The following is a 24,723-nucleotide window of genomic DNA, read 5'->3' as shown; positions in this document are numbered from 1 at the left end:
GCGCAACCCCGCGGGGAGCACATTGTGAGACCGTCGAGCAGACCATTGACCAGGCTTGGCATGGCGCTGACCGTCGTCGCGTTCGGGTTGGTCGCCGTTACCGCGGTGGCGATCGCCGAGCCGAGCGACGTGCCGTCCACGCCGTCCTCGCCAGCGGGGACGCCCTCGGCGACACCAGGGGAACCGCCCTCGGGGACGCCGTCCTCGTCGGCGGAACCCGAGACCACCGCCGTGTCCCTTGACGACCTCGACGTCAGGGCGTCGTTCGACAGGTCCGCCTACGCCACCGGCGAGGACATGGACATCACCGTGACCGTCACCAACAACGGTGCCGAGGAAATCCGCGCCAGCACCGTGATCCGCGACGAGTCGGACGCCGTCTCCGTGACGTCGGCCAACACCCTCGACAGCCTCACGATCGGCGCCGGCGAGACCGTCGTTCGGAAGCTGACCGGTGTCATGGCCCGCGCCAGGTTCGCCACCGGCACGCTGTACCTGCTCTTCACCAGCGGCAGCGACCAGCGACAGTTCGCCTTCCCCGTCGCCGTCACGCCTCGGTTCGGGCACGTGACCGGCACGGTTTACCGCGACGCCAACGGCAACGGCGTGTTCGACCGCGGTGAGGGCCTCGCGGGCGCCACGCTCACCTGGGACAGCGACCTCGACGACGACTCCCCACCGACCGTGACCACCGACGGGGCCGGGGCCTTCGCCTTGGACGTGCCCACCGGGGCCTATCACGTACGTGGCGAGGCGCCCGGCGTCGAGATCGGGTCCCGCGCGGTGGACGTGCCCGAGTCGGGGATCGACGGCCTGCTCTTCCGTGCCACGGCACCCCTGCGCGACCTGACCGCGACCGCCGCGTTCACCAAGGACACCTACGAACCGGACGACGTGCCGACCCTGCGCATCACGCTCACCAACACGGGCGACCTCGCGCTGACCGGGATCGTTGCCCGGTGCGCCGACTACCCGGCCAGCCTCAAGGGCACGGGCGCCGGCTGGGGAAACCTCGCCGGTGCCGGCATGACCGTGTCACCTCACTCGACCGTGTCCATCGACGTCACAGAGCCGATGCCGGACGGCGTCGCCGGGCACGGCTTCGTGGTGGCCGACTGCACCCTGTCCTACGCGGGCGTGTCCTCCGACCTCAACCCGCGCTTCCAGGTATCCGCGCCGGTGCCGGGCACGTCCGCCGACGTGACCGGCACAGTCTCGTCCTCCGTGGACACCGACCTCACCGGGTTCCGCGTCGTGGTCACCGCGCGCGGCGGCGGCTGCCCGATCGTCGCCGAGGCGACCACCGGGCGGGACGGCTCGTTCTCGCTCGGGCAGCTGCCCGTCGGCCGTTACCTCGTCATCCTGGTGCCTCCCACCGACGACTGGCGGGTCGCCACGCACAACTTCGCCGACCTCGACGTCGTGGCAGGTCAGGAGAACCGCATCGGGTTCGAGGTCTCTCCCGGCGCGCGGAACAGGGACTTCAAGGTGCCGCCGAACTGCACGGCCGCCCCGCAGGGCAGCGTCCTGCCGCCGCTGGCCTACACCGGCGCGAGCCTGGTCCTGCCCGGTGTCGCCGGGCTGGTGGCGCTGATCCTGGGGGCCGGCACGCTCCTGCTCGTTCGCAGGCGCGGGGACGGCTGACCAGGCCGGGTGCTCCCGTGCGATCCCAGCTCGCACGGGGGCACCCCGCCAGGCTCAGCCCAGGTACTTCGCGCCGTCCGTCACCGCGGCCAGTGCGTCCACGTTCCCGTTGCCGTAGAAGCCGTTGAACTCGGTGTCACCCTCACAGGTCGCCGTGTAGGAGTCGTCGCGGCCCTCGTTCTTGTACTCGACCGTGCGTGGTTCCGGGCACGGTCGGGCGGCTGCCGTGTCCTCCATGATCCGCTGCACGTCGTCCGGCCTCATGGTGACGTCGTCGCCGGTGTACGTGCCGTACTCGGACACGATCAGTGCCGCGACACCCGCCGCGTGCGGTGCGGCCATCGAGGTGCCCTGCAGGTACTGGTAGTACCCGCAACCGTTGTCGTCGCAGGCTTTCTGCACACCCGCCCTGACTCCCGCGTTCGTGATCTCGCCGGTCGTGCCGTCGATCATTCCCTCCGCCACCCCGACGTTCCTCGGGTACGCGGACAGGATCGCGTTCGTGTTGGTGTTGAACTGCGAGGTGCCGAAGTAGTCGCGGAGGTAGCCGCCCGGGGCGGACACCGAGATCTGCTCGAGGCCGTAGCTCGAGTAGTCGGCCTTCTTGCCGGACGGGCCGTACGCGGCGACACCGATCGTGTGCGGACCCTCGAGCGGCAGCAGGAGGCACGAGTCGTTGTCGATGTCGCGGGAGTGCGCGCTACCGGCCGGAAAGTTCGGGCTCGACGTGTCGACCTGCGGGTGGCCGCTGTCCTCGTGCTGGTTGCTGAGCGCCACGACCTGGGTGACGCCGTTGCGGTGGGCGTAGTCGAGCGCGCGGATCATGGCCGTGACGATCGTCCGCTGCTGTGCCTGCTGCTCCGGGCTGTCCGCCGGGTTCGCCTGGCAGTTGTACAGCCACGGGTCCACGTAGAACGACATGTTCACCACGTCGAGGCCCGCGTCGCCTGCGTAGGTGAGCGCGTCGACGACCGGCTGTAGGAAGAACGTGCCCGAGTCCTGTCCGGCGCGGATGTTCACAATGGACACCTGCGGGGCGACACCTGAGATGCCGAAACCGTTGGCCGCCGCGGCGATCGTGCCGGCGACGTGCGTGCCGTGGCCGCCGTCGTCCCAGTTCACCGGGTCGACGCAGCCCTCGAACTCGCACGGGCCGTCGAAGGTGTTCCCGTTGTCGTCCACGGGCATGTCCCGGGTGAAGTTGCGCGACAGCTCCTCGTCGAAGTTCGGCGCGATGTCCGGGTGCGTGCCGTCGACGCCGGTGTCGAGCACGCCGACCCGCACCCGGCTGTCGCCCGGCTGGACCGTGCGTGCCTGGTCGGCCCGGATGGACGTGAGGCCCCACAGACGACCGTCCATCGGGTCCATCGCGACGGGTGCCGGTCGGCTCCCGACCTGACCGTGCCGCCCGGCGCGGGCCTCCTTCTCGACGGCGTCCCGGTCGGTGGCCGCAGGATCGACCGGCGAGTGTCCGATCGGGACCGTCCGGCTCGCGAACTGCACGTCCGGCGCCGTCGAAAGCCGTTCGGTGAAGCCGTTCTCCGGCGCTGTCACGGTGAGGAGACCCGTCGCGGCGTTGCCGCGGGTGACCGTGCCACCCGCGGCGACCACCGCCTGTTCGAGCGCGCTCTCGGTCGCGCCGACACGGGCCAGGACGCTGTACTCGACCGTCTGACCGAAAAGGTCCGGTGCGGCGCCGGCCGGTACCGCGACCACGGCGGCACCCACCACCGCCGCGACGGCCGACACGAACTTCAGTCTCACGCACTCCTCCTCGAAGGACCAGTCAGGGCACGACCGATCTTTCCTCAGAGAAGTGACACGCGCTGGGATGAGCACCTCCCCGCGACACCAGGGCGGGCTCCTCGGAAGCACAGACCTCCTGCGCTTTCCAACACCTGGTACGGAAGCGACACCCGGATGGGGGATCGACAGGGCTCGGCACGTCACCCTCAAGGCGGATGACCTGTCGCTGCCCGCGCACGGTCGGATCGGCCACCGGCACCGCGGAGAGCAGCGCCTGCGTGTACGGGTGCATGGGGTGGTTGTAGATCTGCTCCTCGGTGCCCAACTCCACCACCTTGCCGAGGTACATGACCGCGACACGGTCCGAGAGATGGCGTACCACCGACAGGTCGTGCGCGATGAACACATAGGACAGTCCGAACTCGGACTGCAGCTCCCCCAACAGGTTCATCACCTGCGCCTGGATCGAGACGTCCAGTGCGGACACCGGCTCGTCGCAGATGATCACCTCGGGTCGCAGCGCGAGCGCGCGGGCGATCCCGATGCGCTGGCGCTGACCTCCGGAGAACTGGTGGGGGTAGCGGTTGAGGTGTTCCGGGTTGAGCCCGACGACGTCCAGAAGCTCCCGGACCTTGCCCGCCCGCGATCCCTTCGGCGCCACTTCCGGGTGAATCTCGAAAGGTTCGCCAATGATGTCGCCGACGGTCATCCTCGGGTTGAGCGAGGTGTACGGGTCCTGCAGCACGATCTGGATGCTGCGCCGGAGCTTGCGCAGCTCGGCGCCGCGCATGGCGAAGATGTCCCGGCCCTGGAACCGGGCGGTGCCGCCGGTGGGCGGCTCGAGGCGCATCAACACCTGCGCGAGCGTCGACTTGCCGCAGCCGGACTCGCCGACCACGCCGAGCGTCTCGCCCTTGCCGAGGTCGAACGAGACGCCGTCGACGGCACGCACGTGCCCGACGGTGTGCTTGAACAACACCCCCACCCGCACCGGGAAGTGCTTCACCAGATCGCGAACCTCGAGAATCGGCTCGGTACCGGGGTTCTGCTCAGACACGCGACACCAGCTCCTCCGCGAAGTGGCACTTCGACACCCGCCCGAAACCCAGCCCGTGGTCGCCGGGTACCTCCGTGCCGCACCGGCTCACCGCCATCTCGCAGCGCGGGTGGAACGGGCAGCCCGGCGGGATGTCGAGCAGGCTCGGCGGCAGACCCCTGATCGTGTTGAGCGTCGAGCCCTTCTGGTCGAGCCTCGGCAGCGAGTCCATCAGCGCGGCCGTGTACGGGTGGCCGGGGTTGCGGTACAGCGACACCGCGTCCGCGTGCTCCACGATCCGCCCCGCGTACATCACCGCGATCCGGTCCGCGACCTCCGCGACGACCCCGAGGTCGTGCGTGATGAGGATCAGCCCCATCTGCCGCGCGACCTGGATCTCCTTCAGCAGGTCCATGATCTGGGCCTGCACGGTGACGTCGAGCGCGGTCGTCGGCTCGTCCGCGATCAGCACCTCCGGGTCGAGCGCCAGCGACATCGCGATCATCGCTCGCTGACGCATCCCACCGGAGAACTCGTGCGGGTACTGCCGCACCCGCCGCGCCGCGTTGGGGATCCGCACCAGGTCCAGCAGCTCGACCGCGCGGGTGCGGGCGTCCCGCCGCGACATCCCGAGTCGCACGCGCAGCTGCTCCTCGATCTGGAACCCCACGGTGTAGACGGGGTTCAGCGCCGACAGCGCGTCCTGGAAAACGATCGCGATGCCCTCGGCACGCACGTCGTTGCGCCGCTCGTCGCTCACGGCCAGCAGGTTCTCGCCGTGGTAGCGGATCTCGCCGCCGGTGACGACCGCGGGTGGCGTGTCGAGGATGCCCATGATCGCCTGCGCGGTCACGCTCTTCCCCGACCCGGACTCGCCGAGCACGGCCAGCGTCTCGCCCGCGTTCACGTGGTAGGTCACGCCGTTGAGCACCTTGGCCACGCCGTCACGCGTGCGGAACTCCACGAAGAGGTCCTCGACCTCCAGCAATGGCGCCACGCTTCACCTCAGCTTCGGGTCGAGGGCCTCGCGGACCGCGTCGCCCAGCATCACGAACGCCAGGACGGTCACGGTCAGGAAGCCCGCGGGGAACAGGAGCATGTGGGGCGCGACCCGCACGTAGTTGCGGGCGTCGGAGATCATCACGCCCCACGACACGGCCGGGTCGCGCAGGCCGATGCCGAGGAACGACAGCGTCGCCTCCACCCCGATGAACGCGCCGAGCGCGATCGTGCCGTACACGAGGACCGGCGCCAGGCAGTTGGGCAGCAGGTGCCGGAAGATGATCCGGCCGGGCCGCGCGCCCAGCGCCCTGGCCGCCTTGACGTAGTCCTGCTGCTTCGCCGCGATGGCCGCCGACCTCATGATGCGCATGGCCACGGGCCACGACAGCACGGCGATCGACACCACCACCGCGAGCACGATCGGCAGCGCGCCGTCGATCCGCGCGTTGCGGACCAGGTTGAGGATGACGATCGCGCCGAGCACGAACGGCAGGCCGAAGAAGATCTCGCCGATGCGTGAGACCAGCCCGTCGACCCACCCGCCGAAGTACCCGCCGAGGATGCCGAGGAACGCACCCACCAGCACGGTGAGCACGCTCGCCGAGACGCCGACGAGCAGCGTCCACCTGGTCCCGTAGATGACACGGGCGTACACGTCCTGGCCCTGCAGGTCGTACCCGAACCACGCGTCGCCGGACGGCGGCTGCCGCGAGAAGTCCAGGTCCCGGTGGTTCGGGTCCACCGAGGAGAACAGGCCGGGGAACAGGGCGATCACCACGAGCAGGACGATCACCGCGCTCGCGATGATGAACAACGGCCTGCGCCGCAGGTCGCGCCACGCGTCCGACCACAGGCTGCGTGGCTTGCCGGGCCCGCCGCTCTGGTGCTCGGCCGAGGTCACGAACGCCGAGGAGTCCATCCCGGCCATGGCGGTGCTCGGTTCAGTCATAGCGGATCCTCGGGTCCAGAACGGCGTACATGAGGTCGATGAGCAGGTTGACCACCAGGAAGACCACCACGAGCAGCACGACCACGCCGACGACGATCGTGCCCTGCTTGTCGATGATCCCGTCGTAGACGAGCTTGCCGATGCCGTGGATGCCGAAGATGCCCTCGGTGACGATCGCGCCGCCCATCAGGTTGCCGATGTCGGTGCCCAGGAAGGTGAGCACCGGGATCGCCGAGTTGCGCAGCAGGTGGACACCGACGATCCGGCGTTTCGGCTGGCCCTTGGCGAGCGCGGTCCGCATGTAGTCCGCGCGCCGGTTCTCGGCGATGGACGTGCGGGTCAGCCTCGACACGTAGGCCATCGACAGGCTCCCCAGCACGAACCCGGGGATGATCAGCTCGCCCCAGGTCGCGTCGGAGGAGACCGTCGGGGTGAGGATCTCCAGCTGGAAGCCGAGCACGATCTGGATCACGAACCCCGTGACGAACGTGGGGATCGCGATCAGGAACAGCGTCGACACCAGCACCAGGTTGTCGACGAAGCCGCGGCCGCGCAGCCCGGTGAGGATGCCTGCCGTGACGCCCACGATCGCCTCGATGGCGACCGCGACGACCGCGAGCCGCAGCGACACCGGCGCCGCGAGCGCGATCAGGTCGCCGACGGACTGTTCGGAGTAGGTCTGCCCGAAGTCGCCCGTGAGCAGGGCGCCCATGTACTTGAGGTACTGCACGATGACGTTGTCGTTGAGGTTGTACTTGTCGGTCATGGCCGCCACGAACGCGGGCGGGCACGGCCGGTCGCCGCACATCCCGGTGAACGGGTCACCCGGCACGGCCCACACCAGCACGAAGATCAGAAAAGTCGTGCCGACGAAGACCGGGACCAGCTGGAGCAGGCGGCGCAGAACATAGCGTCCCATCGATGACTCCCGAATACCCGTGAGGGCCGGCTCCCCGTCGCCGCGGGGAGCCGGACCTCTGGCCTGCGGTTACTTGACCTCGACGTAGCTGAGGTCGAGCTCGCGCTTGGGGGTCAGCCGCACGTTGGTCAGGCGCTCCGACCACGCGCTGATGGACGGGGTCTCCCACAACGGCACGGCGGGCATGTCCTCGGCGATCAGCTCCTCCGCCTCGTGGTAGAGCGCGTAGGCCTCGTCCGTGGTCTCGGCGGAGTCCGCCGCGGCGAGCTTCGCGTCCACCTCGGGGTTGGAGTAGGCGTTGTCGTTCGAGGCACCGCCGGTGCGGTAGATCGGGTTCAGGAAGTTCTCGATCAGCGGGTAGTCCGCGAGCCAGCCCGACCGGTAGATCTGGGTCATGGCGTGGGCGTTGATGGCCTCGCGGATCTGCCCGAACGCCTGCACGGGGACGAACTTGCAGTCGGCGCCGAGCGACTCCTTGATCTGGCCGCAGACGGCGTCGATCCACTCCTTGTGGCCGTTGTCCGCGTTGCTGGTGATCTCGATGGGGCCGGTCCAGCCCGACCTGTCGAACAGCTTCTTCGCCTCGGTCGGGTTGTACTCGCACCACTTCCCGCACGCGCCGCCCTCGTAGCCGGGCACCAGGTCCATGGCGTACCCGTCGAGCGGCTTGCGGTTCCCCTCGAAGATCGTCTTGGTGACCTGCTCGCGGTCGATCGCCATGGAGAACGCGTGGCGGAAGTCCGGGCTGGCGTACTTCTTGTCGTACAGCGGGAACGACACCGTCTGGACCGACATGACCGGGTACGCCTTGGCGCGGCCCGGCAGGTCGGTCTGCCACACGTTGCCCGCGATGCCCTGCGGCGGCACCGTGTCGATGAAGTCGAGCTGGTTGCCCTTGACGTCGGCGTACGCGGCGTCGGCGTCGGTGTAGGTGAACTTGACGCCCTTGATCTTCGGCTTGTCGTTGCCCTGGTAGTCGTCGTACCGCGTGAGCTCGACGTTCTGGTTGGGCGTGCGGCCGACGTACTTGAACGGCCCGTTGCCGATCGGGTTCTTCTTCCACGCCTCGGGGTCGGCGAAGAACGAGGCGGGCATCGGCATGTAGGCCGTGTAGCCGGTCTTGATCTTGAAGATCGCGTGCGGCGACTTGAACTTGATCTTGAACTCGTAGTCGTTCACCTTGGTCAGGCCCGACATCTTGTCCGTGGCCGGGGTCGGTGGCACCTGTGGGCCGTCCGGCCCGTCCGGGTCCTCGGTGTAGACGTCGTCGAAGCCCTCGATCTGGATGAAGAAGCTCGCCATCTGCTGAGCGTTCGGGCCGTAGGCCGTGTAGTTCCAGGCGTTGATGTAGCTGTCGGCCGTGACCTCGGTGCCGTCGTGGAACTTCCAGCCCTTCTTGAGCTTCACGTCGTACTCGTCGGGCGCGGTCAGCTCGAAGGACTCCGCCATGGCCTCTCTCGGCTCGCCGGAGACCGGGTCGTAGTCCATCAGTCCGGTGAACATGGCGTCGATGATCTTGCTGCCACCGGTCTCGTTGGTGTCACCGGGAACCAGCGGCCGTTCCGGCTCCGAGCCGAAGACGGTGATCACGGCCGAGCTGGTCTTGCCCGCGTCGCCGCCGCCACTCGCCGGTTCCTCGCCGCCGCCGTCTCCGCCGCTGCAGCTCGTGATCACGAGCGCGACGGACATCGTGATCGCTCCGGCCGCCAGCCAGCGCGGTCTACGCATGAGGTGTCTCCAGTTCGAGTACCCCAGCGGTCCGCCGCCCGCTTACTTGGCCGGGGGCAGTCTCGTTGTGCGCCCGGACTTCGTGAGAGTGGACGTTAACGGCAGCGGCTGAGCGTGCCCAACCACGAAGCCGTCACGAATCAGTCACGATCTTCGGCGACGCCTCGTCAACCGGTCACCTGATCGACGCGGTCAGCGGAGGGAGAGCACGATCCCGTCGAGGATGTCGTGCTCGGAGACCAGCAGCTCGTCGATCCCCGCGACCTCGGCGAGCCGTTTCGCCAGCACGTCGGTGATCAGCGCCCCGCCGCCGATCACGTCGACGCGACCGGGGTGGATGACCGGATTGGCGGCGCGCTCGTCCCTCGTGGCCGCGAGCAGGCGTTGCGTCGTTCGGCCGATCTCCGCACGCGAAAGGCGGGACAGGTGTGTGCGCTCGGAGTCGTACTCCGGTAGTCCCTGTGCGTAGGCCGAGAGCGTCGTGACGGTCCCGGCGACGCCGATCCACGTCCGTGCCTCGCCGACCGGGACCGTGTCGAACGCCGGCTGGAGCCGCTCGGCGGCGAACTCGCGGGCTGCGGCGATCTCGGCCTCGGTCGGCGGGTCGCCGGGCAGGCACCGCTCGGTGATCCGCACACAGCCGATGTCGACGGACAGCGCGCCGGTCACCTCGGCCCGCTTGCCGTCCCACGTTCCGACGACCAGCTCGGTGGACCCGCCCCCGAGATCGGTGACGACGAAGGGACCGTCCTCCGGCTCGAGGTCGCCGACCGCGCCGGTGAAGGAGAGGCGGGCCTCCTCGTCGCCGGTGATGACCTCGGCCTCGACCCCCAGCGTCTCGCGGGTCATGGCGAAGAACTCGTCCCGGTTGGCGGCGTCGCGGGTGGCGGAGGTCGCGACCATGCGGACCCGCTCGGCGCCCTTGCGCCGGCAGATCATGGTGTAGTCGGCGAGCGCGTCCCGTGTCCGCTTGATGGCCGCGACCGAGAGCCGCTGGGTGGCGTCGACGCCCTCGCCGAGCCGGACTATCCGCATCTCGCGGTGCACGTCACGCAGGTGCGCGGTGCCGTCCTCGTGCTCGGTCACGTCCGCGACCAGCAAGCGGATGGAGTTCGTCCCACAGTCGATCGCCGCAACCCGTGCCATGGCGCCAGCCTAGGCGAGCGCCGTGCACGGGTTGTGGACAACCCTGTGGACAACCCCTGTCAGCAGCTCGGGGCGGGCGTGGTGGTCGGGTCCGTGGTCGTCGGGTCCGTCGTCGTGGGAGTCGACTCCGTCGGCTCGCTCGGCGGCGGCTGCTCCGTCGTCGTGGTCGTCGTCGTGGTCGTGGTCGTCGACGACGGGTGCGGGATGCACGGGAGCGACGGGACGGTGCTCACGACCGGCGACTTCGACGTCGTGGTGGTCGGCGGCGGCGAACTCGGCGGCGTGGTCGGCGGGTTCGTCGTCGGCGTGACCAGCGGCGGGGTCTCGCCGTTGGACGACGGGCCCTGTCCGTAGCCGGGGTCGTAGGTCGTGTCGGGGCCGTAGTCGTAGTCGTCCGGCGGCACGTAGTCGTCGGCCATCGGGGTCACGCCGTCGGCGTAGGCGTCGGCCCACAGGAGCACGGTCGCCACGTAGCTGTCGGAGTGGTTGTAGCGGAACACGGCCGTCGCGCGGTCCTGCGGCTTCGCCAGGTCCAGGTTGCCGGAGCACAGGTACTTGCCTGCCGCCAGCGTCTCGTCGTACACGTTGTGCGGGCTCTTCACGCCGTCCTCGTTGCCGTCGGAGGCGTAGCCCTCCCACGTCGACGGGATGAACTGCATGGCGCCGACCGCGCGGTCCCAGCGGGCGTCGCCGTCCCACTTGCCGCCGTCGGTGTCGCGGATCGCCGCGAAACCGCCGCCGCTGAGGACGGGCCCGAGGATGTTCGGGGTGGTGTTGCCGTCGAGGTCGACGCTGCCGTGGCGGGCGTGGTTCGACTCGATGCGGCCGATGCTGGCGAGCAGCGACCAGTCGAGGTGGCAGTTCGGCTGGCTGGCGGCGAGCATGTCGGCCGCGTTCATGTACGCCTCGAGCAGCGTGCTCGGGATGCCGAGCTCGTCGTCGGAGGGGGCGTCCTCGCCGAGTTTCAGCAGGCTGTCGACGTCGTCGGCGTTGTCGAGCAGGTAGTCGCCGATCTTGTCCCGGTCGTTCAGCCGACCGGACGCGCCGACCTCGCTCGGGTCGGTCATGCCCTTCAGTCCGCCGCCGATGCCACCCGCGACCTGGGTAGCGCCTGCCGCCAGACCGATCGGCTCACCAGCGACCGCCGCGGCCGCCAGCAGGACCGTGCTGGTCGCCGCCACCAGCTTACGGCGCCGCCGCCGTAGCCGCCGCTCGGCTGATCTTCCGTTCGCAGCACTCACCTGTACCGAACCCCTTCGCGCCGTGCTCCGCCGAACTGGTCGCCGTTCGTCGCAGCCTGTGTGCCGCCTGCCACCGTCTCATGAACCATCATCACAAGAAAGGGGTCAACCGACGGTCAAGTTGTAACCGTTCCCCTCTGGGACGTAGATATACGGGCGCGAGGTTGCCCTTTCGGGTACATCAGCTCAACCGGGCACGAACTTGCCACTTACCAGTTGGCGCGACACGTCTCCCCAGGCCAGTCGGCCCTGAGCAGCTCGACGGCCTCGTCACCGAAGGGGTTCACACCGGGCCCCATGGCCAGCGCGTGGGCGACGTGCACGTGCAGGCACTTCACGCGACCAGGCATTCCGCCCGCGCTCACGTCGGTGCCCAGCGGCTCGATGGCGTCCCGCTCCGCGAGATAGGACCGGTGCGCGGCGAGGTAGGCGGCCGCCAGGTCGGGGTCCGTGGCGAGCCGGTCGGTCATCTCCTTCATCAACCCGCTCGCCTCGAGCCTGCTCGTGAGGGAGGTCAGGCGCGGACACGTCAGGTAGTACAGCGTCGGGAACGGGGTGCCGTCGTCCAGCCGGGGCGAGGTTTTGATCACCGCGGGATGCCCACTCGGGCAGCGGTACGCGACCTCCCGGATGGCCCTCGGCGGGCGGCCGAGCTGTTCCGCGACCGCGACCCGGTCGGCCTCACTGACGTTCACGGCGTTCCCTCGCCGGCTCGGTGCCGCCGCTCGCTGCCGCCCTGTGCCCGATGGTTCGTTCACTCCCCCGACACCGCGTTCCACAGCAACTGGTACCACGACTCGTCCTTCGCCTTGCCCTTCGCCGGCTCGTCGCCGGGCACGTCACTGCCCGAGTCGCCGGGCAGCTCGACCATGTACGGGGTCTCCCCCGGCATCACGTACCGCAGCCGCCGCCGTGCCTCGGCCTCCACCTGCGCCGGGTCGGCCAGCTGCGCCTTGCGCTCCTCGAGCGCCTCGACCTGGGACCGCAGCTCGGCCTGCCGCTGCTCCTGGAGCGCCACGTCGTCACGCTGGCCGAGGTAGGTCCGCAGCGGCACCGCCACGGACAGCGCCAACGCGCACACCACGATCGCGAACACCGCCGCCCGCCGCGTGGTCGACAGCCCGAAGGCCGCCGCCGCGCGGACGGTCCGGCTACGGCCCGTGCGCGCAGGCACCACCGGGCGGGCGGGACGCCCGTCCTTCGGCCTGCGCACGCTCTGCGGGCGCCTGCCACCGGTGGTGCGCTGTCGTGGTTCGCGCGCGGGCTCGTCCGCCATCAGCTCTCCGGGTTGAACCTGGGGAAGGCGGCGTCTCCGGCGTACCGGGCGGCGTCGCCGAGGATCTCCTCGATACGCAGCAGCTGGTTGTACTTCGCCGTGCGCTCGCCGCGTGCCGGGGCACCCGACTTGATCTGCCCGACGCCGGTCGCGACGGCCAGGTCGGCGATCGTGGTGTCCTCGGTCTCGCCGGACCGGTGGCTCATCATGCTGCGGTAGCCGTAGGAGGTGGCCAGGTTGACCGCGTCCAGCGTCTCCGAGAGCGTGCCGATCTGGTTGACCTTGACCAGCAGCGCGTTGGCGGCGCGCCGCGCGATGCCCTCGTCGAGGCGTTCCGGGTTGGTGACGAACAGGTCGTCGCCGACGATCTGCACGCGGTCGCCGATCTCGTCGGTCAGCCGCACCCAGCCGTCCCAGTCGTCCTCGGACAGCGGGTCCTCGATGGACACCATCGGGTACGCGTTGAGCAGCTCCGTGTAGTACGCGGTCATCTGCTCCGCGCTGCGCTTGGTGCCCTCGAACGTGTAGGCGCCGTCGGAGAAGAACTCGGTGGCGGCCACGTCCAGGGCGAACGCGATGTCCCGGCCGACCGTGTAGCCGGCCTTCTCCACCGCGGTGACGATCAGGTCGAGCGCCTCGCGGTTGCTGGGCAGGTTCGGCGCGAAGCCGCCCTCGTCACCGAGGCCGGTGCCGAGGCCCCGGCTCTTCAGCACCGACTTGAGCGAGTGGTAGACCTCCGCACCCCAGCGCAGCGCCTCGCGGAAGGACTCCGCCCCGATCGGGGCGATCATGAACTCCTGGATGTCCACGTCGGAGTCGGCGTGGGCGCCACCGTTGAGGATGTTCAGCATCGGCACGGGCAGCACGTGCGCGTTCGGGCCGCCGATGTAGCGGAACAGCTCGAGGCCGCTGGACTCCGCGGCCGCCTTCGCGACGGCGAGCGAGACGCCGAGGATGGCGTTCGCGCCGAGCCGCGACTTGTCCGGCGTGCCGTCCAGGTCGACCAGTTTCTGGTCGACGATCCGCTGGTCGACGGCGTCGATGTCCTTCAGCTCCGGCCCGATCTCGTCGAGCACGGCGGCCACCGCCTTCTCGACGCCCTTGCCCGAGTACCGCTTGGCATCGCCGTCGCGAAGCTCCACCGCTTCGTGCTCGCCGGTGGACGCCCCCGAGGGGACCGCCGCACGGGCCAGCGTGCCGTCGTCGAGCGCGACTTCTACCTCGACGGTCGGGTTACCACGCGAGTCCAGGATCTCACGCGCACCGACCTGCTCGATTACCGCCACGTGCTTGCTCCTCAACCGGTTCAGGGAAGTCTCGCCACGAGGGTACCCAGCCCTCCGATTCCCCCGTTGGAGGCTCGCTCTGGACCTCCCGAACACAGCGTCACCACCCAAGAGGATCTTTCTGGAACACCTTCGGCGCGGGTAGCGTTGTCGCCACCATGACCGGAGACGCCCAGGAGACGTTCGAGGCGTTCCGCCGCGCGGAGTCGTTGGTGGCGCAACGCCGGCCCCTGGATGCCCTGGCGGTGTTGGCCCCGGTCCTCGACGCCGAACCCGACAAGACCTCGGTGCACCTGCTCGCGGGCCGCGCCTACCTCATCTCGGCCCAGCTCAGACGGGCCGAGATGGCTTTTCGGCGGGTCATCGAGCTGGATCCGACCGACCACTACGCGTTGTTCGCGCTCGGCAAGACCCTCCAGCGGATGAGCAGGCTCACCGAGGCGCAGACCCAGCTGCGGCTGGCGGTGGCGATGCACCCCGACCCCGCGTACCAGGAGGCGTTGGGCGAGGTCAGCGCCCGTATCTCGGTCGAGCGCGACCGCTAGCCGGCGGCTTTGGCGTAGGCGTCCGCGCCGCTGAAGACGTTCCTGCCGTAGGTGACCGACTCGTTGTACGTCAGCACGGCCTTCCACCAGCCCTCGGCGCTGGACAGGTCGCCGCCCGCCGCGCACAGGTACTTGGCCGCGCTCATCGCGGCGTCGTCCATGTTCTGCGGGTCGGGTGAGGTGCCGTCGCCGCTGGCCCGCACGCCCCAGCGCATCCAGGTCGTCGGCAGGAACTGCATGGCGCCGACGGCGCGGTCCCACCGCCTGTCGCCGTCGAGGCGGCCGCCGTCGGTGTCGGGGATGGCCCGGACCCCCGGCGAGCCGTCCAGCGGGATGCCGATGATCGGCGGCGTCAGCTCGCCGTCCGCGCCGATCTCCGTGCCGCCGTACCGGCCGTGGTGGGACTCGACGCGGCCGACGCCGGCGAGCGTCGCCCAGTTGATGTTGCAGCCGGGCGTGGTCTGCCGGGTGGCGATCTCCGCCTGGGCGTAGGCGACCAGGCTTCGCGCCGGGATCTCGGTCTTCTCGGACAGCCGCGCCGCCCACGCCTCCACGTTCGAGGAGTCGGCACCGGGCACGACCGTCGTCGTGGGTACGGCGGCGCCGGGTGCGACGTCGAGCTCGGGCACCTCGAACCCGGGTGGTGGCTGTGCCGGCGTGGTCAGTCTGTTGGGCCGACCCGTCCCGACCACGACGATCGCGACCACCGCGACGAGCGCGGCCACGATCACGATCAGTCCACCCAGCCTGCGGTGGCGGCGGGTAGGCGGCTCCGGCTCGGGTCTGTCGTGAACCGGAGGCGAGGGATGGGACACACCTCCAGGCTACGGATCCGCGTGGCGTGGTGTGGCTCACCACGGCTGGAAGTACCGGGAAAGATCCGGTTCGAGGTCGTTCATCCCTTACCTGAACTGGACAAACACGCGCATCCGGACACCGACGGGTGCATTTGGATCTCGGGTGCCGGGGCCGACTGGACATGACAGGTAAGGCTTGCCTATTTTCAGCAAGGTTAGGCATACCAACACCGGGAGGCACCGTGCTGACCAGCAGCGCGCTGATCGGCCTGCGCGAGGGGCTCGAGGCCGCGCTGGTCGTCAGCATTCTCATCGCCTTCCTGGTCAAGTCGGACCAACGGGCCGCGATCAAGTGGGTGTGGGGCGGGGTCGCCGCGGCGCTGCTCATCTGTGTCGGCATCGGGACCGTCGTCGCCTACACGATCGGGGAGATGCAGTTCGAGCACCAGGAGATCGTGGGCGGCTCGCTGTCCATCGCCGCCGTCGGCTTCGTCACGTGGATGATCTTCTGGATGCGGTCGACGGCCAGGACGCTCGCGAAGGAGCTGCGCGGCAAGCTGTCCGACGCACTCGCGATCGGGCCGGTCGCGGTTGCGGTCATGGCACTGCTCGCGGTGGGTCGCGAGGGCCTGGAGACCATGGCGTTCTTCTACGCGAACGTCCGCACCGCGGAGGCGGGCACGCGGGAGCCGCTGATCGGGTTCATCGTCGGCATCGTGGCCGCGGTCGTGCTCGGCTGGCTGATCTACCGGGGCGCGGTCACGTTCAACCTCGGCAAGTTCTTCACCTACACGGGTGTGCTGCTGGTGTTCGTCGCGGCGGGCATCCTCGGCTACGGCCTGCACGACCTGCAGGAGGCCGGCGTGCTGCCCGGCCTGAACACCCTCGCGTTCGACCTGTCCGGTCCCATGCCGGAGGACTCCTGGTACGGCGCGCTGTTGAAGGGCCTGCTCAACTACTCCGCCCAGACCACGGTCCTGCAGGCCGTCGTGTGGGTGCTCTACGTCGTGGTCGTACTGACCCTCTTCCTGTGGCCGCGCAAACAGACCACGCCGGCCGCGTCCCCATCCACCCCCGTTCCAGTCAAGGAGCACTCGTGACCTCGACCCGTGCAGTCCTCGTCGGCGCTTTGGCGCTGGTGACGCTGGCCGGCTGTGGCACAGCCACGCCGTCGGAGAAGACCGGCGGCGCCATCACCGTCTCGGCAGGCGACGACAGCTGCAAGGTGGCCCGCACCTCGTCGGACGCGGGCAACATCACGTTCGAGGTGACCAACAAGGGCAACCGGGTCACCGAGTTCTACCTGTACGCCGAGGGCGACCGGATCATGGGCGAGGTCGAGAACATCACGCCCGGCCTGACCAGGCGGCTGATCGTCGAGGTGTCCGACTCCGGCAAGTACGAGACGGCGTGCAAGCCGGGCATGCAGGGCAAGGGCATCCGCGGCGACTTCACGGTGACGGGCAACGCCAAGAAGGCGACCGACACCGACGAGAAGCTGGCCGACGCGACGGCGAGCTACCAGCGCTACGTGAACTCGCAGGTCGTGGCCCTGGTCGACAACACGAAGCAGTTCACGACGGCGGTCAAGGCAGGCGACGTCGAGAAGGCCAAGTCCCTGTACCCGGTGGCCCGCCTCTACTGGGAGCGCATCGAGCCGGTGGCCGAGAGCTTCGGCGACATCGACCCGAAGACCGACGGCCGCGAGGACGCCCTCGACCCGGGCATGGCGTTCACCGGCTACCACCGCCTGGAGAAGGACCTGTGGTCGCAGGGCCTGCAGCCGGACTCCAATGCGATCGCCGACCAGCTGATGTCGGACATCGAGGACCTGGCGACCCGCGCGAAGACCGTGGAGCTGACCCCGCTGCAACTGGCCAACGGCGCGAAGGACCTGCTGGACGAGGTCGCGACGGGCAAGATCACCGGCGAGGAGGACCGCTACTCGCACACGGACCTGTGGGACTTCCGCGCGAACGTGGACGGCTCCCAGGCGGCGATCAACTCGCTGCGCCCGGTGATCCAGGACCGCGACCCGGACCTGCTCACCACTCTGGACAAGCAGTTCGCGGCGGTGGACGCGGTGTTGGAGAAGCACCAGAAGGGCGACGGCTACAAGCTGTACACGGAGCTGACCCAGGACGACATCAAGGAGATGTCCGAGGTGGTGGACGCCCTTGGTGAGCCGATCAGCCAGGTGGCAGAGGTGGTGGCAGGGAAGTGACGCTCTCGCGTCGCAGACTGTTCGGTGTCGTCGGCGCCGGCGCGGCAGTAGCCGGCGTCGGCGCCGCGGCGGGTGTGCTGGCCACGGAGGCGCTGTCCGACGACCAGGTGACCCCGACCTCGGGCGCGGCGGAGGCGGTGCCGTTCTACGGTCGGCACCAGGCGGGGATCGTGACGCCTGCGCAGGACCGCATGCACTTCGTGGCACTGGACGTCCGCACCGAGGACCGCGAGGAGCTGCGGACGCTGCTGGCGGACTGGACCGCGGCGGCGGAACGCATGACCCGCGGCCTGGAAGCCAAACCGAACGGCGCGGTGGGCGGCGTGGCGGACGCGGCCCCCGCGGACACGGGAGAGGCGCTGGACCTCCCGGCGTCGGCACTGACGCTGACCATAGGTTTCGGCGCGTCGCTGTTCGACTCCCGCTTCGGCCTAGCGGACAAGCTGCCCCCGGCGCTGGCCCCCCTGCCGAGGTTCCCGGCCGACGAACTGGACCCGGCGAGGTCGGACGGCGACATCTGCCTACAGGCCTGCGCGAACGACCCCCAGGTGGCCGTCCACGCCATCCGCAACCTGGTGCGGCTGGGATTCGGCAAGGTCGCGGTCCGCTGGTCGCAGCTGGGCTTCGGCCGGACGTCGTCGACCTCGAAGGCGCAGAAGACGCCGAGGAACCTGTTCGGCTTCAAGGACGGCACGAGGAACCTGAAGGCCGAGGAAGCGGACCTGCTGGACAAGCACGTGTGGGTGTCCGAGAAGGACGGCCCGGACTGGATGGTGGACGGTACCTATCTGGTGGCCCGCAGGATCCGCATGCACATAGAGATCTGGGACAGGACGACCCTGGCGGAGCAGGAGGCGATAGTCGGCCGGACCAAGGGCGAAGGTGCGCCGCTGGGACAGGTGGCGGAGTACGACGAGCCGGACCTGAACGTGAAGGGCGAGGGGGGCGTCCCGGTGATAGCGGAGGATGCCCACATCCGTCTGGCGTCGTCGGAGACGCAGAAGGGCACGAAGATCCTGCGGCGGGGCTACAACTTCACCGACGGCACGGACGGTCTGGGGCACCTGGACGCCGGACTGTTCTTCGTGTGCTTCAACAGGGACTCGAGGAAGCAGTTCGTCCCCATGCAGCAGGCGCTGTCGTCGAAGGACAAGATGATGGAGTACCTGGAGCACACGGGCTCGGGCCTGTTCGCGGTGCCACCCGGGGTCGGCAAGGGCGGCCACTGGGGCGACACACTGTTCGGGTGACCATAGACAAGATCGCCTGGCTGGAGATACGCGACGGCAGGATCCTGAGCACGAGGTCGAAGGGCAAGGACCCCTTCTACCTGCCGGGCGGCAAACGGGAGCCGGGCGAGTCCGACCTGGACACGCTGGTGCGGGAGATCCGCGAGGAGCTGGCCGTGGAGGTGGACCGCACGACGGCGGTCCACGCGGGCACGTTCACGGCGCAGGCCCATGGCCACGCCGAGGGCGTGGCGGTGCAGCTGACCTGTTACTCGGCGGATCACGAGGGCACCCCGGTTCCCAGCAGCGAGATAGAGGAAATCCGCTGGCTGACGTACGAGGACCGCCCCAGGGTGTCCCCAGTCGACCAACTGATCTTCGACTACTTACATGGGGCAGGCCGCCTACGCTGAAGTCTCGCGAGGCCGCCTGGCCCGGATGGCGTAGAGCAAAGGAATCCGCGGCGAGGAGTCGGGGAAACGGAACCACCCGTCCTCCCCGCGAGCCATGTCGCCGAACCGAGGCCAGGGAAGGGCCCCGTCCTCCCGCAGCACCTCGATCGTCAACCCGGCCGCGGCGAGAGCGGTGACGACGTCCCCGATACCGTGCCGCCACTCATAGGCGACTCGGGCGGAGGTCAGGGCAGGGCCGTCGGTGTAGGTGCGGGTGGCGTCGCGCTTCTCGACCCCGCGCCCGGCGAGGTAGTCGAAACGCAGCAGCGGCTCCCCCGCCCCGTCGGCGGGCGGCACGACCCCGAGCGAGTAGAGCAGGGGGTGGAACTCAACGAGATAGACAAACCCGCCGGGTCGCAGCAACGCGAAGACCACGTCCGCCCAGGCCGGAAGATCCGGCAGATAGCAAAGCGCCCCCTTTCCTGTGTAGATCACATCGAAATCCCGCCCACCGAACGCGGCGACGGCGTCGTAGACATTTGCTCGCACGTAGGAGACGTCCGCCCCGAACCGCTCGGCGACATCCCGAGCCCCCAGAACCGACTCCGTCGAGAAGTCAAGACCCACAACCCGAGCCCCCCGCCGAGCGAGCGCGACGGTCTCGACTCCCAGGTGGCACTGGAGATGGGCGAGGTCGGTTCCGCGCAGCTCCCCGAGGTCCTCCCACTCGTAACCGGCGAACCAGGACTCGGGCTCCCGGGAGCCGTCGACCCCGTAGAACGAGCTAGCGAGGTGGACAGGCGTCCGCTGATCCCAGTTGGCCTCGTTGGCTGACATCATTCGCTCTGTTTCAGGCTCGAACCCACGCACCAGCACATGGAGCCACAAACCCACCCCCAAGTCCACCCAACAGGAAAGGGTCCACCCCAAAGATCCCCGAGAGCCGCTCGCTTCGAACGGCAGGCAGGCAGGACACCACTCCACCCGCCGCAGCCATCGACAGCCCTCTCACCTGCCTTCCAACTCTCACCCTTCGCTGGCCGGACACGCGCCGGGAGCAGCCCTCTGTCGCCACAGTCGACCCGGCCCGTCTGCAGGCGCGCCGCCCCCACCTGCGAGCCGCTTCCAGTGCCGGAGCCGCCTTCGGTGGCCTGACCGCCGCCTCACCCGGGTCGTCCACGTCCAGCACGGCCGACCCAACCCACCTGCCCAGCCGACCCAACCATCGGCCGCCACCCTCAACCGTCTGACGGCCGCCTTCGGCGCCAGCCGCCTACACAACCGCCCCAACCCCACCCGCCAACCGACAGACCCCGTCTGCCAGCCGCCGCCACTGCCGGCAGCCGATCCCACCCCCTAGGCAGTCATCCGCGCCCGCCGTGCAGCCGTCATCACGCACCGGCAGCCGCCCCCACCGGTCTCTGCCTCTCACTCGCGCCCGGCCTCCCGGCGGGCGCCAGCAGCCCCTCGCAGCCCGCCTGTCAGTCGGGCCCTAACGAGCCAGCAGCCGTCATAACCACCTCCAACCCACCTTCCAGCCGTCACTGCCAGTACTTCCAGCCGCCGGCGGCAGTCCCCAACCGCGTTCAGTCCGAGCATCCACCGTCCAGTCCGCCAGCCATCGCCAGTCCGCCCGCCAGCAGTTATCCCCAACCGCCTCCCACTCCGCCTTCTAGTCGCCGGCAACCGCCGCCCCTTCCCACTGCCAGCCCGTTCCCCAACGCCAGCTCTTCAACTCTTCAACCCACTGTCAGTCGTCCGACCCGCCTACCGGCCGTCTCCGCCCAACGGGAGACTCCCTCATCCACTACCGGCCGTATCACTCGCCGCCAGACGGCCTCGTTCGCCTTCCGACCCGCCCGTCTGCGACGAGGGCGGCCTCCTTCCTGTCCACCCGCCCACTGTCAGCCATCCACTCGCCTACCCGCCAACCCCAGCCCCGTCACACCCACTGGCAGCCCCACACCCACGGCAGCCGCCCTGCCTGCCGGCTGACCCACCATGACTGTCAGCCGACACCTAACCCGGCAGCCGTCCCGACCAAGCTGCCTTTCTGACGAGGCTGCGTTCCCGACCCCGGCTGCCTTCCCGACCCCGGCTGCCTTCCCGACCCCGGCTGCCTTCCCGACCCCGGCTGCCTTCCTAACCAGACGGCCGTCCTGACCAAGCTGCCTTCCCGACCCGACGGCCGACCAATCCCAACCGTTGGCAGCCCGCGCCGCCCGGCCCATCCGGCCGCGCCTACCCGCCCGCAGCCCCACCCGCCCGTAGGCCCGCGAGTCAAGCCAACGGCGGCAGATCCGGCTGTGAAGCCGCAGGGGTCTCCGCCAACGCGGTGAGAGCCAGGCGGATCGCCTCATCCAGCTGGGGGTCTCGACCTGCGGCGTAGTCCTGCGGGGTCACCACCACCTCCACGTCCGGGTCCACCCCGTAGTTCTCGACTCCCCAGCCGGGGCCGGTCATCCACGTCGCGTACCGGGGTTGGGTGACGAGAGTCCCGTCCACCAAGCGATACCTGTTGTCGATCCCGATGACTCCGCCCCACGTCCGGGTTCCTACTACGGGCCCGATCCCCAATGCCTTAATCGCGGCGTTGACGATGTCCCCGTCCGACCCGGAGAACTCGTTCGCGACCGCAACCACCGGTCCCCGCGGCGCGTCCACGGGATAGCTCTCCGCCGCGTTCCCGTCCCGCGTGATCTGCCAGCCGATCACCTTTCGCCCGAGCTTCTCCACGACGAGTTGTGAGAGGTGGCCGCCGCGGTTCTCCCGCACGTCGACGATCAGCCCTTCGCGCCGCACCTCCAGCCGCAGGTCCCGGTGCAGTTCCGCCCATCCGCTGGCGATCATGTCGGGGACGTGCAGGTATCCGAGCCGCCCATCGCTGGCGGAGTGCACGTAGGTCCGTCGGTCGGCGACCCAGTCGTGGTAGCGCAGCGGCATGTCGTCCACCAGCGGCACGACCACGACACTCCGGTTGGCGCCACCCCCGCCGGGCGCGATCACCAGCTCCACCGGTTTCTCCGCGGTGCCCGCCAACAGCGGGAACGGACCGGCGACGGGGTCGACCGCCCGCCCGTCCACGGCGACGATCGCGTCCCCGACCCGAACCGCGACGCCTGGCGCGCGTAGCGGCGACCGCGCGTGCGGGTCCGACGACTCACCCGGCAGTATCCGGTCGATCCGCCACACGTCCCCGTCCCGCACCAGGTCCGCGCCCAGCAGACCGATCCGCCGCGCCGACTGGATGCCCCGTCCCGGAGGTGACACGTAGGCGTGCGAGGTGCCCAGCTCTCCCTGCACCTCCCATAAGAGGTCGACAAGCTCGTCGTGTGAGTTGATGCCGTCGACCAGCGGGCGGTACCGCTCGAGCACTCCCACCCAGTCGACTCCGTTCATGTCCGCCCGCCAGAAGTGGTCGCGCATCAACCGGCCTGCCTCGTCGAACGACTGGCGCCACTCCGCGGCCGGGTCCACCTGCACGCGCACTCGTGACAGGTCCACCCGCACCGCGTCGTCCCCGTCGTCCGACGAGTCGAACTTCTGGTCCGCCGCCTGCACCCGCAACCGCCTGCCGGACCGCACGAGGAGCCGTTCGCCGTTTCCGGTCACCCACACGCGGTCGACGTCGCCGGCCAGTGTCTCCAGCTTGCGTTTGGTGAAGTCGTAGCGTTCCAGCTCGACCTTGCTCTGGTGGTGGTCACCGTCCCCGTCGTGGCCCAGCTCTCCGGACAGCGGGTACCGCAACCACACGAGCCCGTTCTTGACCGCGTGCAGCACGCCGTACCGGGCGGCCTGGACGGGCAGTGCCACCACCCGGTCGGCCAGGCCGTCGAAGTCGACCTCGGTGCGCGGCGCGGAGTCGTCGTCGCCGTCCTTGTCCTTGTCCTTGTCGGCGGGCTCGTCCTCCACCGGCCTGCCCCTCAGCTGCGGGGAGAAGGGCGACGGCGTGGTCGCCGCCAGCGGCACCAGGTGCGGCCGAGCGCCGTACGGGAACGACATGTCGAAGACGTGCGTGTCGTACACGGGGTCGAAGCTCCGCACGGACATGAACGCGAGATGTTTGCCGTCGACGGTGAACACCGGGTCGGTGTCGACGAACCGCAGCGGCGTCACGTCCATGATGGACAGATCGGTCGTGCTTGCCATCCTGATGTGGCGCAACGGGCTCGGCCCCGGATGTGACCACGCGAGCCACGCCGAGTCGGGTGAGAATCTGAGATCGCACGGATCGCCGTCCTTGGTGTGCACCAGTTCGCGGAACTCACCGCCGTCGATGTCCGCCAGCAGCACACGGCCGTCGTGCGTGGCGACCGCGACTCGCCGCCCGTCCGGCGACGCCGCCAGCTCGAGCACGCGGCCGAGCTGCCCGGACCCGATCCGGCGTGGCGGCGCGGACGATCCGTCCACCGGCGCGATCTCCAGCGCCTCCTCGCCGTCGGCGTCCGTCACCCAGACGACCTGCTCGCCGAGCGTGCGTGGATACCGTGCCCGCACACCCGGCTCGGCCGACAACGCACGCACCGGACCGTCCCGATGCGTGAGCCAGTGCACCGTGCCCCGCACCTCGACCGCGCTCCCACGACCGGTCTGGTCCGGCCCGATGTCACCGAGCTCGTCGGCCGCACGCACCGGATACGGCGCCCTGGCAAGGCGTGGCCCACCGAGCCGGACGTCGAGCTCGCGCGGCTCGCTGTCCAGGCCGTCCACGAGCCAGAGCCGCCCGGCGCGGTGGAAGATCACGCGGTGGCCGTCCGTGGTGGCGTTGCGCGCGTAGAACTCACCGGGCGCGTCGACCGCGTGCCGGCGCAGATCGCTCCCGTCCGGCAGGCACGAGTACAGGTCGCCGACGCCCTCGTGGTCCGACAGGAACGCGACCCGGTCACCGACCCACATCGGTGCCGAGAGGTTGCCGTCCAGCTCGGGCAGGAACCTGCTGAACTCACCGGACCCGTCCGCGTCGAGCCACAGCTTGCCCACGGTGCCGCCTCGGTACCTCTTCCACCACGCGGGTTCCCGCGAGTTCGCGCTGACGACGAGGGCCGCGCCGTCAGGCCCGTCGGCCACTCGGCCGACGGGACCGTAGGGCAGCCGCCGGAACACCCCGTCCTGGTCGACCGCGTACGCCCAGGTGCGGCGAATGCTCGGCTGCCCGACCGTGCTGATGGCCAGCACTTCGTCGCCCCGCCACCCGAACACCTCGGTGTTGACGTCGGCCCAGTGGGTGAGGCGGCGACTCGGGCCGCCCTCCACGGGCGCGACGTGCACCTCTGGTTCGACGTCACGCCAGCTGGTCCAGGCGAGCCGCGTGCCGTCCGGTGAGAAGCGAGGCGAGCTGACGGCGACCTGGTCCGCGGACGCACGCCAGGCGCGCCCGCCGCCGAGCGGGGCGAGCCACACGTCGTCCTCGGCCACGAAGGTCACGAGTTCGCCGTGCAGGTGGGGGAAACGAAGGTACGAGTCGTTCACGGCCGCCACGTTAGCCGCGATCACCGACAGTGCCACGGCCAAAAGGGGCAGTTTGTCGGACGAACCCGAACGAAGGGTCCATTCATGCGCTCGA

20 protein-coding genes are annotated in these 24,723 nt (G+C 69.6%); 6 read left to right on the top strand and 14 right to left on the bottom strand.

Annotation, left to right across the window (positions count from 1 at the left end; all coding sequences use genetic code 11):
- Positions 1–60: 60 nt before the first annotated feature.
- Positions 61–1,644, top strand: coding sequence for a carboxypeptidase-like regulatory domain-containing protein (locus tag CLV71_RS29750; protein ID WP_133906187.1), 1,584 nt, complete (start codon positions 61–63; stop codon positions 1,642–1,644).
- 54 nt (positions 1,645–1,698) lie between these two features.
- On the opposite strand, the gene CLV71_RS29745 is transcribed toward CLV71_RS29750, so the two are convergent.
- From CLV71_RS29745 to eno, 11 genes are all read right to left on the bottom strand, one after another.
- The gene (locus tag CLV71_RS29745; protein ID WP_243866795.1) at positions 1,699–3,408 is read right to left on the bottom strand and encodes a S8 family serine peptidase; all 1,710 of its coding nucleotides are present in this window, start codon (positions 3,406–3,408) and stop codon (positions 1,699–1,701) included.
- Between the two features lie 22 nt (positions 3,409–3,430).
- Complete coding sequence (locus CLV71_RS29740) at positions 3,431–4,447, bottom strand: ABC transporter ATP-binding protein (RefSeq protein ID WP_133906186.1); 1,017 nt, start codon at positions 4,445–4,447, stop codon at positions 3,431–3,433.
- Positions 4,440–5,423 carry an ABC transporter ATP-binding protein gene (locus tag CLV71_RS29735; RefSeq protein ID WP_133906185.1) on the bottom strand — a complete coding sequence of 328 codons (984 nt, stop codon included), beginning with the start codon at positions 5,421–5,423 and terminating at the stop codon, positions 4,440–4,442. The genes CLV71_RS29740 and CLV71_RS29735 overlap by 8 nt, the downstream gene beginning before the upstream one ends.
- Positions 5,424–5,426: 3 nt before the next feature.
- Positions 5,427–6,377 carry an ABC transporter permease gene (locus tag CLV71_RS29730; protein ID WP_133906184.1) on the bottom strand — a complete coding sequence of 317 codons (951 nt, stop codon included), beginning with the start codon at positions 6,375–6,377 and terminating at the stop codon, positions 5,427–5,429.
- On the bottom strand, positions 6,370–7,296 hold the full coding sequence (locus tag CLV71_RS29725) for an ABC transporter permease (protein WP_133906183.1): 927 nt from the start codon (positions 7,294–7,296) through the stop codon (positions 6,370–6,372). Before CLV71_RS29725 ends, CLV71_RS29730 begins: the two co-directional genes overlap by 8 nt.
- Before the next feature lie 69 nt (positions 7,297–7,365).
- Positions 7,366–9,024, bottom strand: coding sequence for a peptide ABC transporter substrate-binding protein (locus CLV71_RS29720; protein ID WP_133906182.1), 1,659 nt, complete (start codon positions 9,022–9,024; stop codon positions 7,366–7,368).
- A 192-nt stretch (positions 9,025–9,216) separates the two neighbouring features.
- Positions 9,217–10,170, bottom strand: coding sequence for a Ppx/GppA phosphatase family protein (locus CLV71_RS29715; RefSeq protein WP_133906181.1), 954 nt, complete (start codon positions 10,168–10,170; stop codon positions 9,217–9,219).
- Between the two features lie 59 nt (positions 10,171–10,229).
- Entirely contained in the window at positions 10,230–11,351 is a 1,122-nt protein-coding gene (locus CLV71_RS29710; protein ID WP_133906180.1) for a lytic transglycosylase domain-containing protein, read from the bottom strand.
- Between the two features lie 269 nt (positions 11,352–11,620).
- Positions 11,621–12,106: a DUF501 domain-containing protein gene (locus CLV71_RS29705; protein ID WP_133906179.1), complete on the bottom strand. Its 486-nt coding sequence runs from the start codon at positions 12,104–12,106 to the stop codon at positions 11,621–11,623.
- A gap of 59 nt (positions 12,107–12,165) precedes the next feature.
- The gene (locus tag CLV71_RS29700) at positions 12,166–12,687 is read right to left on the bottom strand and encodes an FtsB family cell division protein (protein ID WP_133906178.1); all 522 of its coding nucleotides are present in this window, start codon (positions 12,685–12,687) and stop codon (positions 12,166–12,168) included.
- Positions 12,687–13,973 carry a phosphopyruvate hydratase gene (gene eno, locus CLV71_RS29695; RefSeq protein ID WP_133906177.1) on the bottom strand — a complete coding sequence of 429 codons (1,287 nt, stop codon included), beginning with the start codon at positions 13,971–13,973 and terminating at the stop codon, positions 12,687–12,689. Before eno ends, CLV71_RS29700 begins: the two co-directional genes overlap by 1 nt.
- Before the next feature lie 158 nt (positions 13,974–14,131).
- Between eno and CLV71_RS29690 the strand changes: the two genes are divergently transcribed.
- The gene (locus CLV71_RS29690) at positions 14,132–14,518 is read left to right on the top strand and encodes a tetratricopeptide repeat protein (RefSeq protein ID WP_133906176.1); all 387 of its coding nucleotides are present in this window, start codon (positions 14,132–14,134) and stop codon (positions 14,516–14,518) included.
- Here the strand turns inward: CLV71_RS29690 and CLV71_RS29685 are convergent.
- On the bottom strand, positions 14,515–15,249 hold the full coding sequence (locus CLV71_RS29685; RefSeq protein WP_243866794.1) for a lytic murein transglycosylase: 735 nt from the start codon (positions 15,247–15,249) through the stop codon (positions 14,515–14,517). The two genes, CLV71_RS29690 and CLV71_RS29685, sit on opposite strands and share 4 nt — an antisense overlap.
- 308 nt (positions 15,250–15,557) lie before the next feature.
- On the opposite strand from CLV71_RS29685, the gene efeU reads away from it, so the two are divergent.
- From efeU to CLV71_RS29665, 4 genes are read left to right on the top strand one after another with little or no spacing between them, the layout of a single operon-like run.
- Entirely contained in the window at positions 15,558–16,415 is an 858-nt protein-coding gene (gene efeU, locus CLV71_RS29680; RefSeq protein ID WP_133906175.1) for an iron uptake transporter permease EfeU, read from the top strand.
- Positions 16,412–17,539 carry an iron uptake system protein EfeO gene (efeO, locus tag CLV71_RS29675; RefSeq protein WP_133906174.1) on the top strand — a complete coding sequence of 376 codons (1,128 nt, stop codon included), beginning with the start codon at positions 16,412–16,414 and terminating at the stop codon, positions 17,537–17,539. The genes efeU and efeO overlap by 4 nt, the downstream gene beginning before the upstream one ends.
- Complete coding sequence (efeB, locus tag CLV71_RS29670) at positions 17,536–18,789, top strand: iron uptake transporter deferrochelatase/peroxidase subunit (protein WP_133906173.1); 1,254 nt, start codon at positions 17,536–17,538, stop codon at positions 18,787–18,789. Before efeO ends, efeB begins: the two co-directional genes overlap by 4 nt.
- A complete protein-coding gene (locus tag CLV71_RS29665) occupies positions 18,786–19,181 on the top strand; it encodes an NUDIX hydrolase (RefSeq protein ID WP_133906172.1) in 396 nt (131 codons plus the stop codon). Before efeB ends, CLV71_RS29665 begins: the two co-directional genes overlap by 4 nt.
- On the opposite strand, the gene CLV71_RS29660 is transcribed toward CLV71_RS29665, so the two are convergent.
- Both CLV71_RS29660 and CLV71_RS29650 read right to left on the bottom strand, forming a co-directional pair.
- A complete protein-coding gene (locus CLV71_RS29660) occupies positions 19,173–20,030 on the bottom strand; it encodes a class I SAM-dependent methyltransferase (RefSeq protein ID WP_243866793.1) in 858 nt (285 codons plus the stop codon). The genes CLV71_RS29665 and CLV71_RS29660 overlap by 9 nt on opposite strands.
- 1,410 nt (positions 20,031–21,440) lie before the next feature.
- Complete coding sequence (locus CLV71_RS29650; RefSeq protein ID WP_133906171.1) at positions 21,441–24,629, bottom strand: S41 family peptidase; 3,189 nt, start codon at positions 24,627–24,629, stop codon at positions 21,441–21,443.
- Between the last annotated feature and the right edge of the window lie 94 nt (positions 24,630–24,723).

This window comes from Actinophytocola oryzae (genome assembly GCF_004364325.1).
GTDB lineage: Bacteria > Actinomycetota > Actinomycetes > Mycobacteriales > Pseudonocardiaceae > Actinophytocola > Actinophytocola oryzae.
This window is presented reverse-complemented; position numbering and strand designations above follow the sequence as displayed.

Bases quoted from the DNA above. Each gene is read 5' to 3' on its own strand.
- CLV71_RS29750 (WP_133906187.1), top strand. From the start codon at position 61: ATGGCGCTGACCGTCGTCGCGTTCGGGTTGGTCGCCGTTACCGCGGTG.
- CLV71_RS29730 (WP_133906184.1), bottom strand. From the start codon at position 6,377: ATGACTGAACCGAGCACCGCCATGGCCGGGATGGACTCCTCGGCGTTC.
- CLV71_RS29725 (WP_133906183.1), bottom strand. From the start codon at position 7,296: ATGGGACGCTATGTTCTGCGCCGCCTGCTCCAGCTGGTCCCGGTCTTC.
- CLV71_RS29720 (WP_133906182.1), bottom strand. From the start codon at position 9,024: ATGCGTAGACCGCGCTGGCTGGCGGCCGGAGCGATCACGATGTCCGTC.
- CLV71_RS29715 (WP_133906181.1), bottom strand. From the start codon at position 10,170: ATGGCACGGGTTGCGGCGATCGACTGTGGGACGAACTCCATCCGCTTG.
- CLV71_RS29700 (WP_133906178.1), bottom strand. From the start codon at position 12,687: ATGGCGGACGAGCCCGCGCGCGAACCACGACAGCGCACCACCGGTGGC.
- CLV71_RS29690 (WP_133906176.1), top strand. From the start codon at position 14,132: ATGACCGGAGACGCCCAGGAGACGTTCGAGGCGTTCCGCCGCGCGGAG.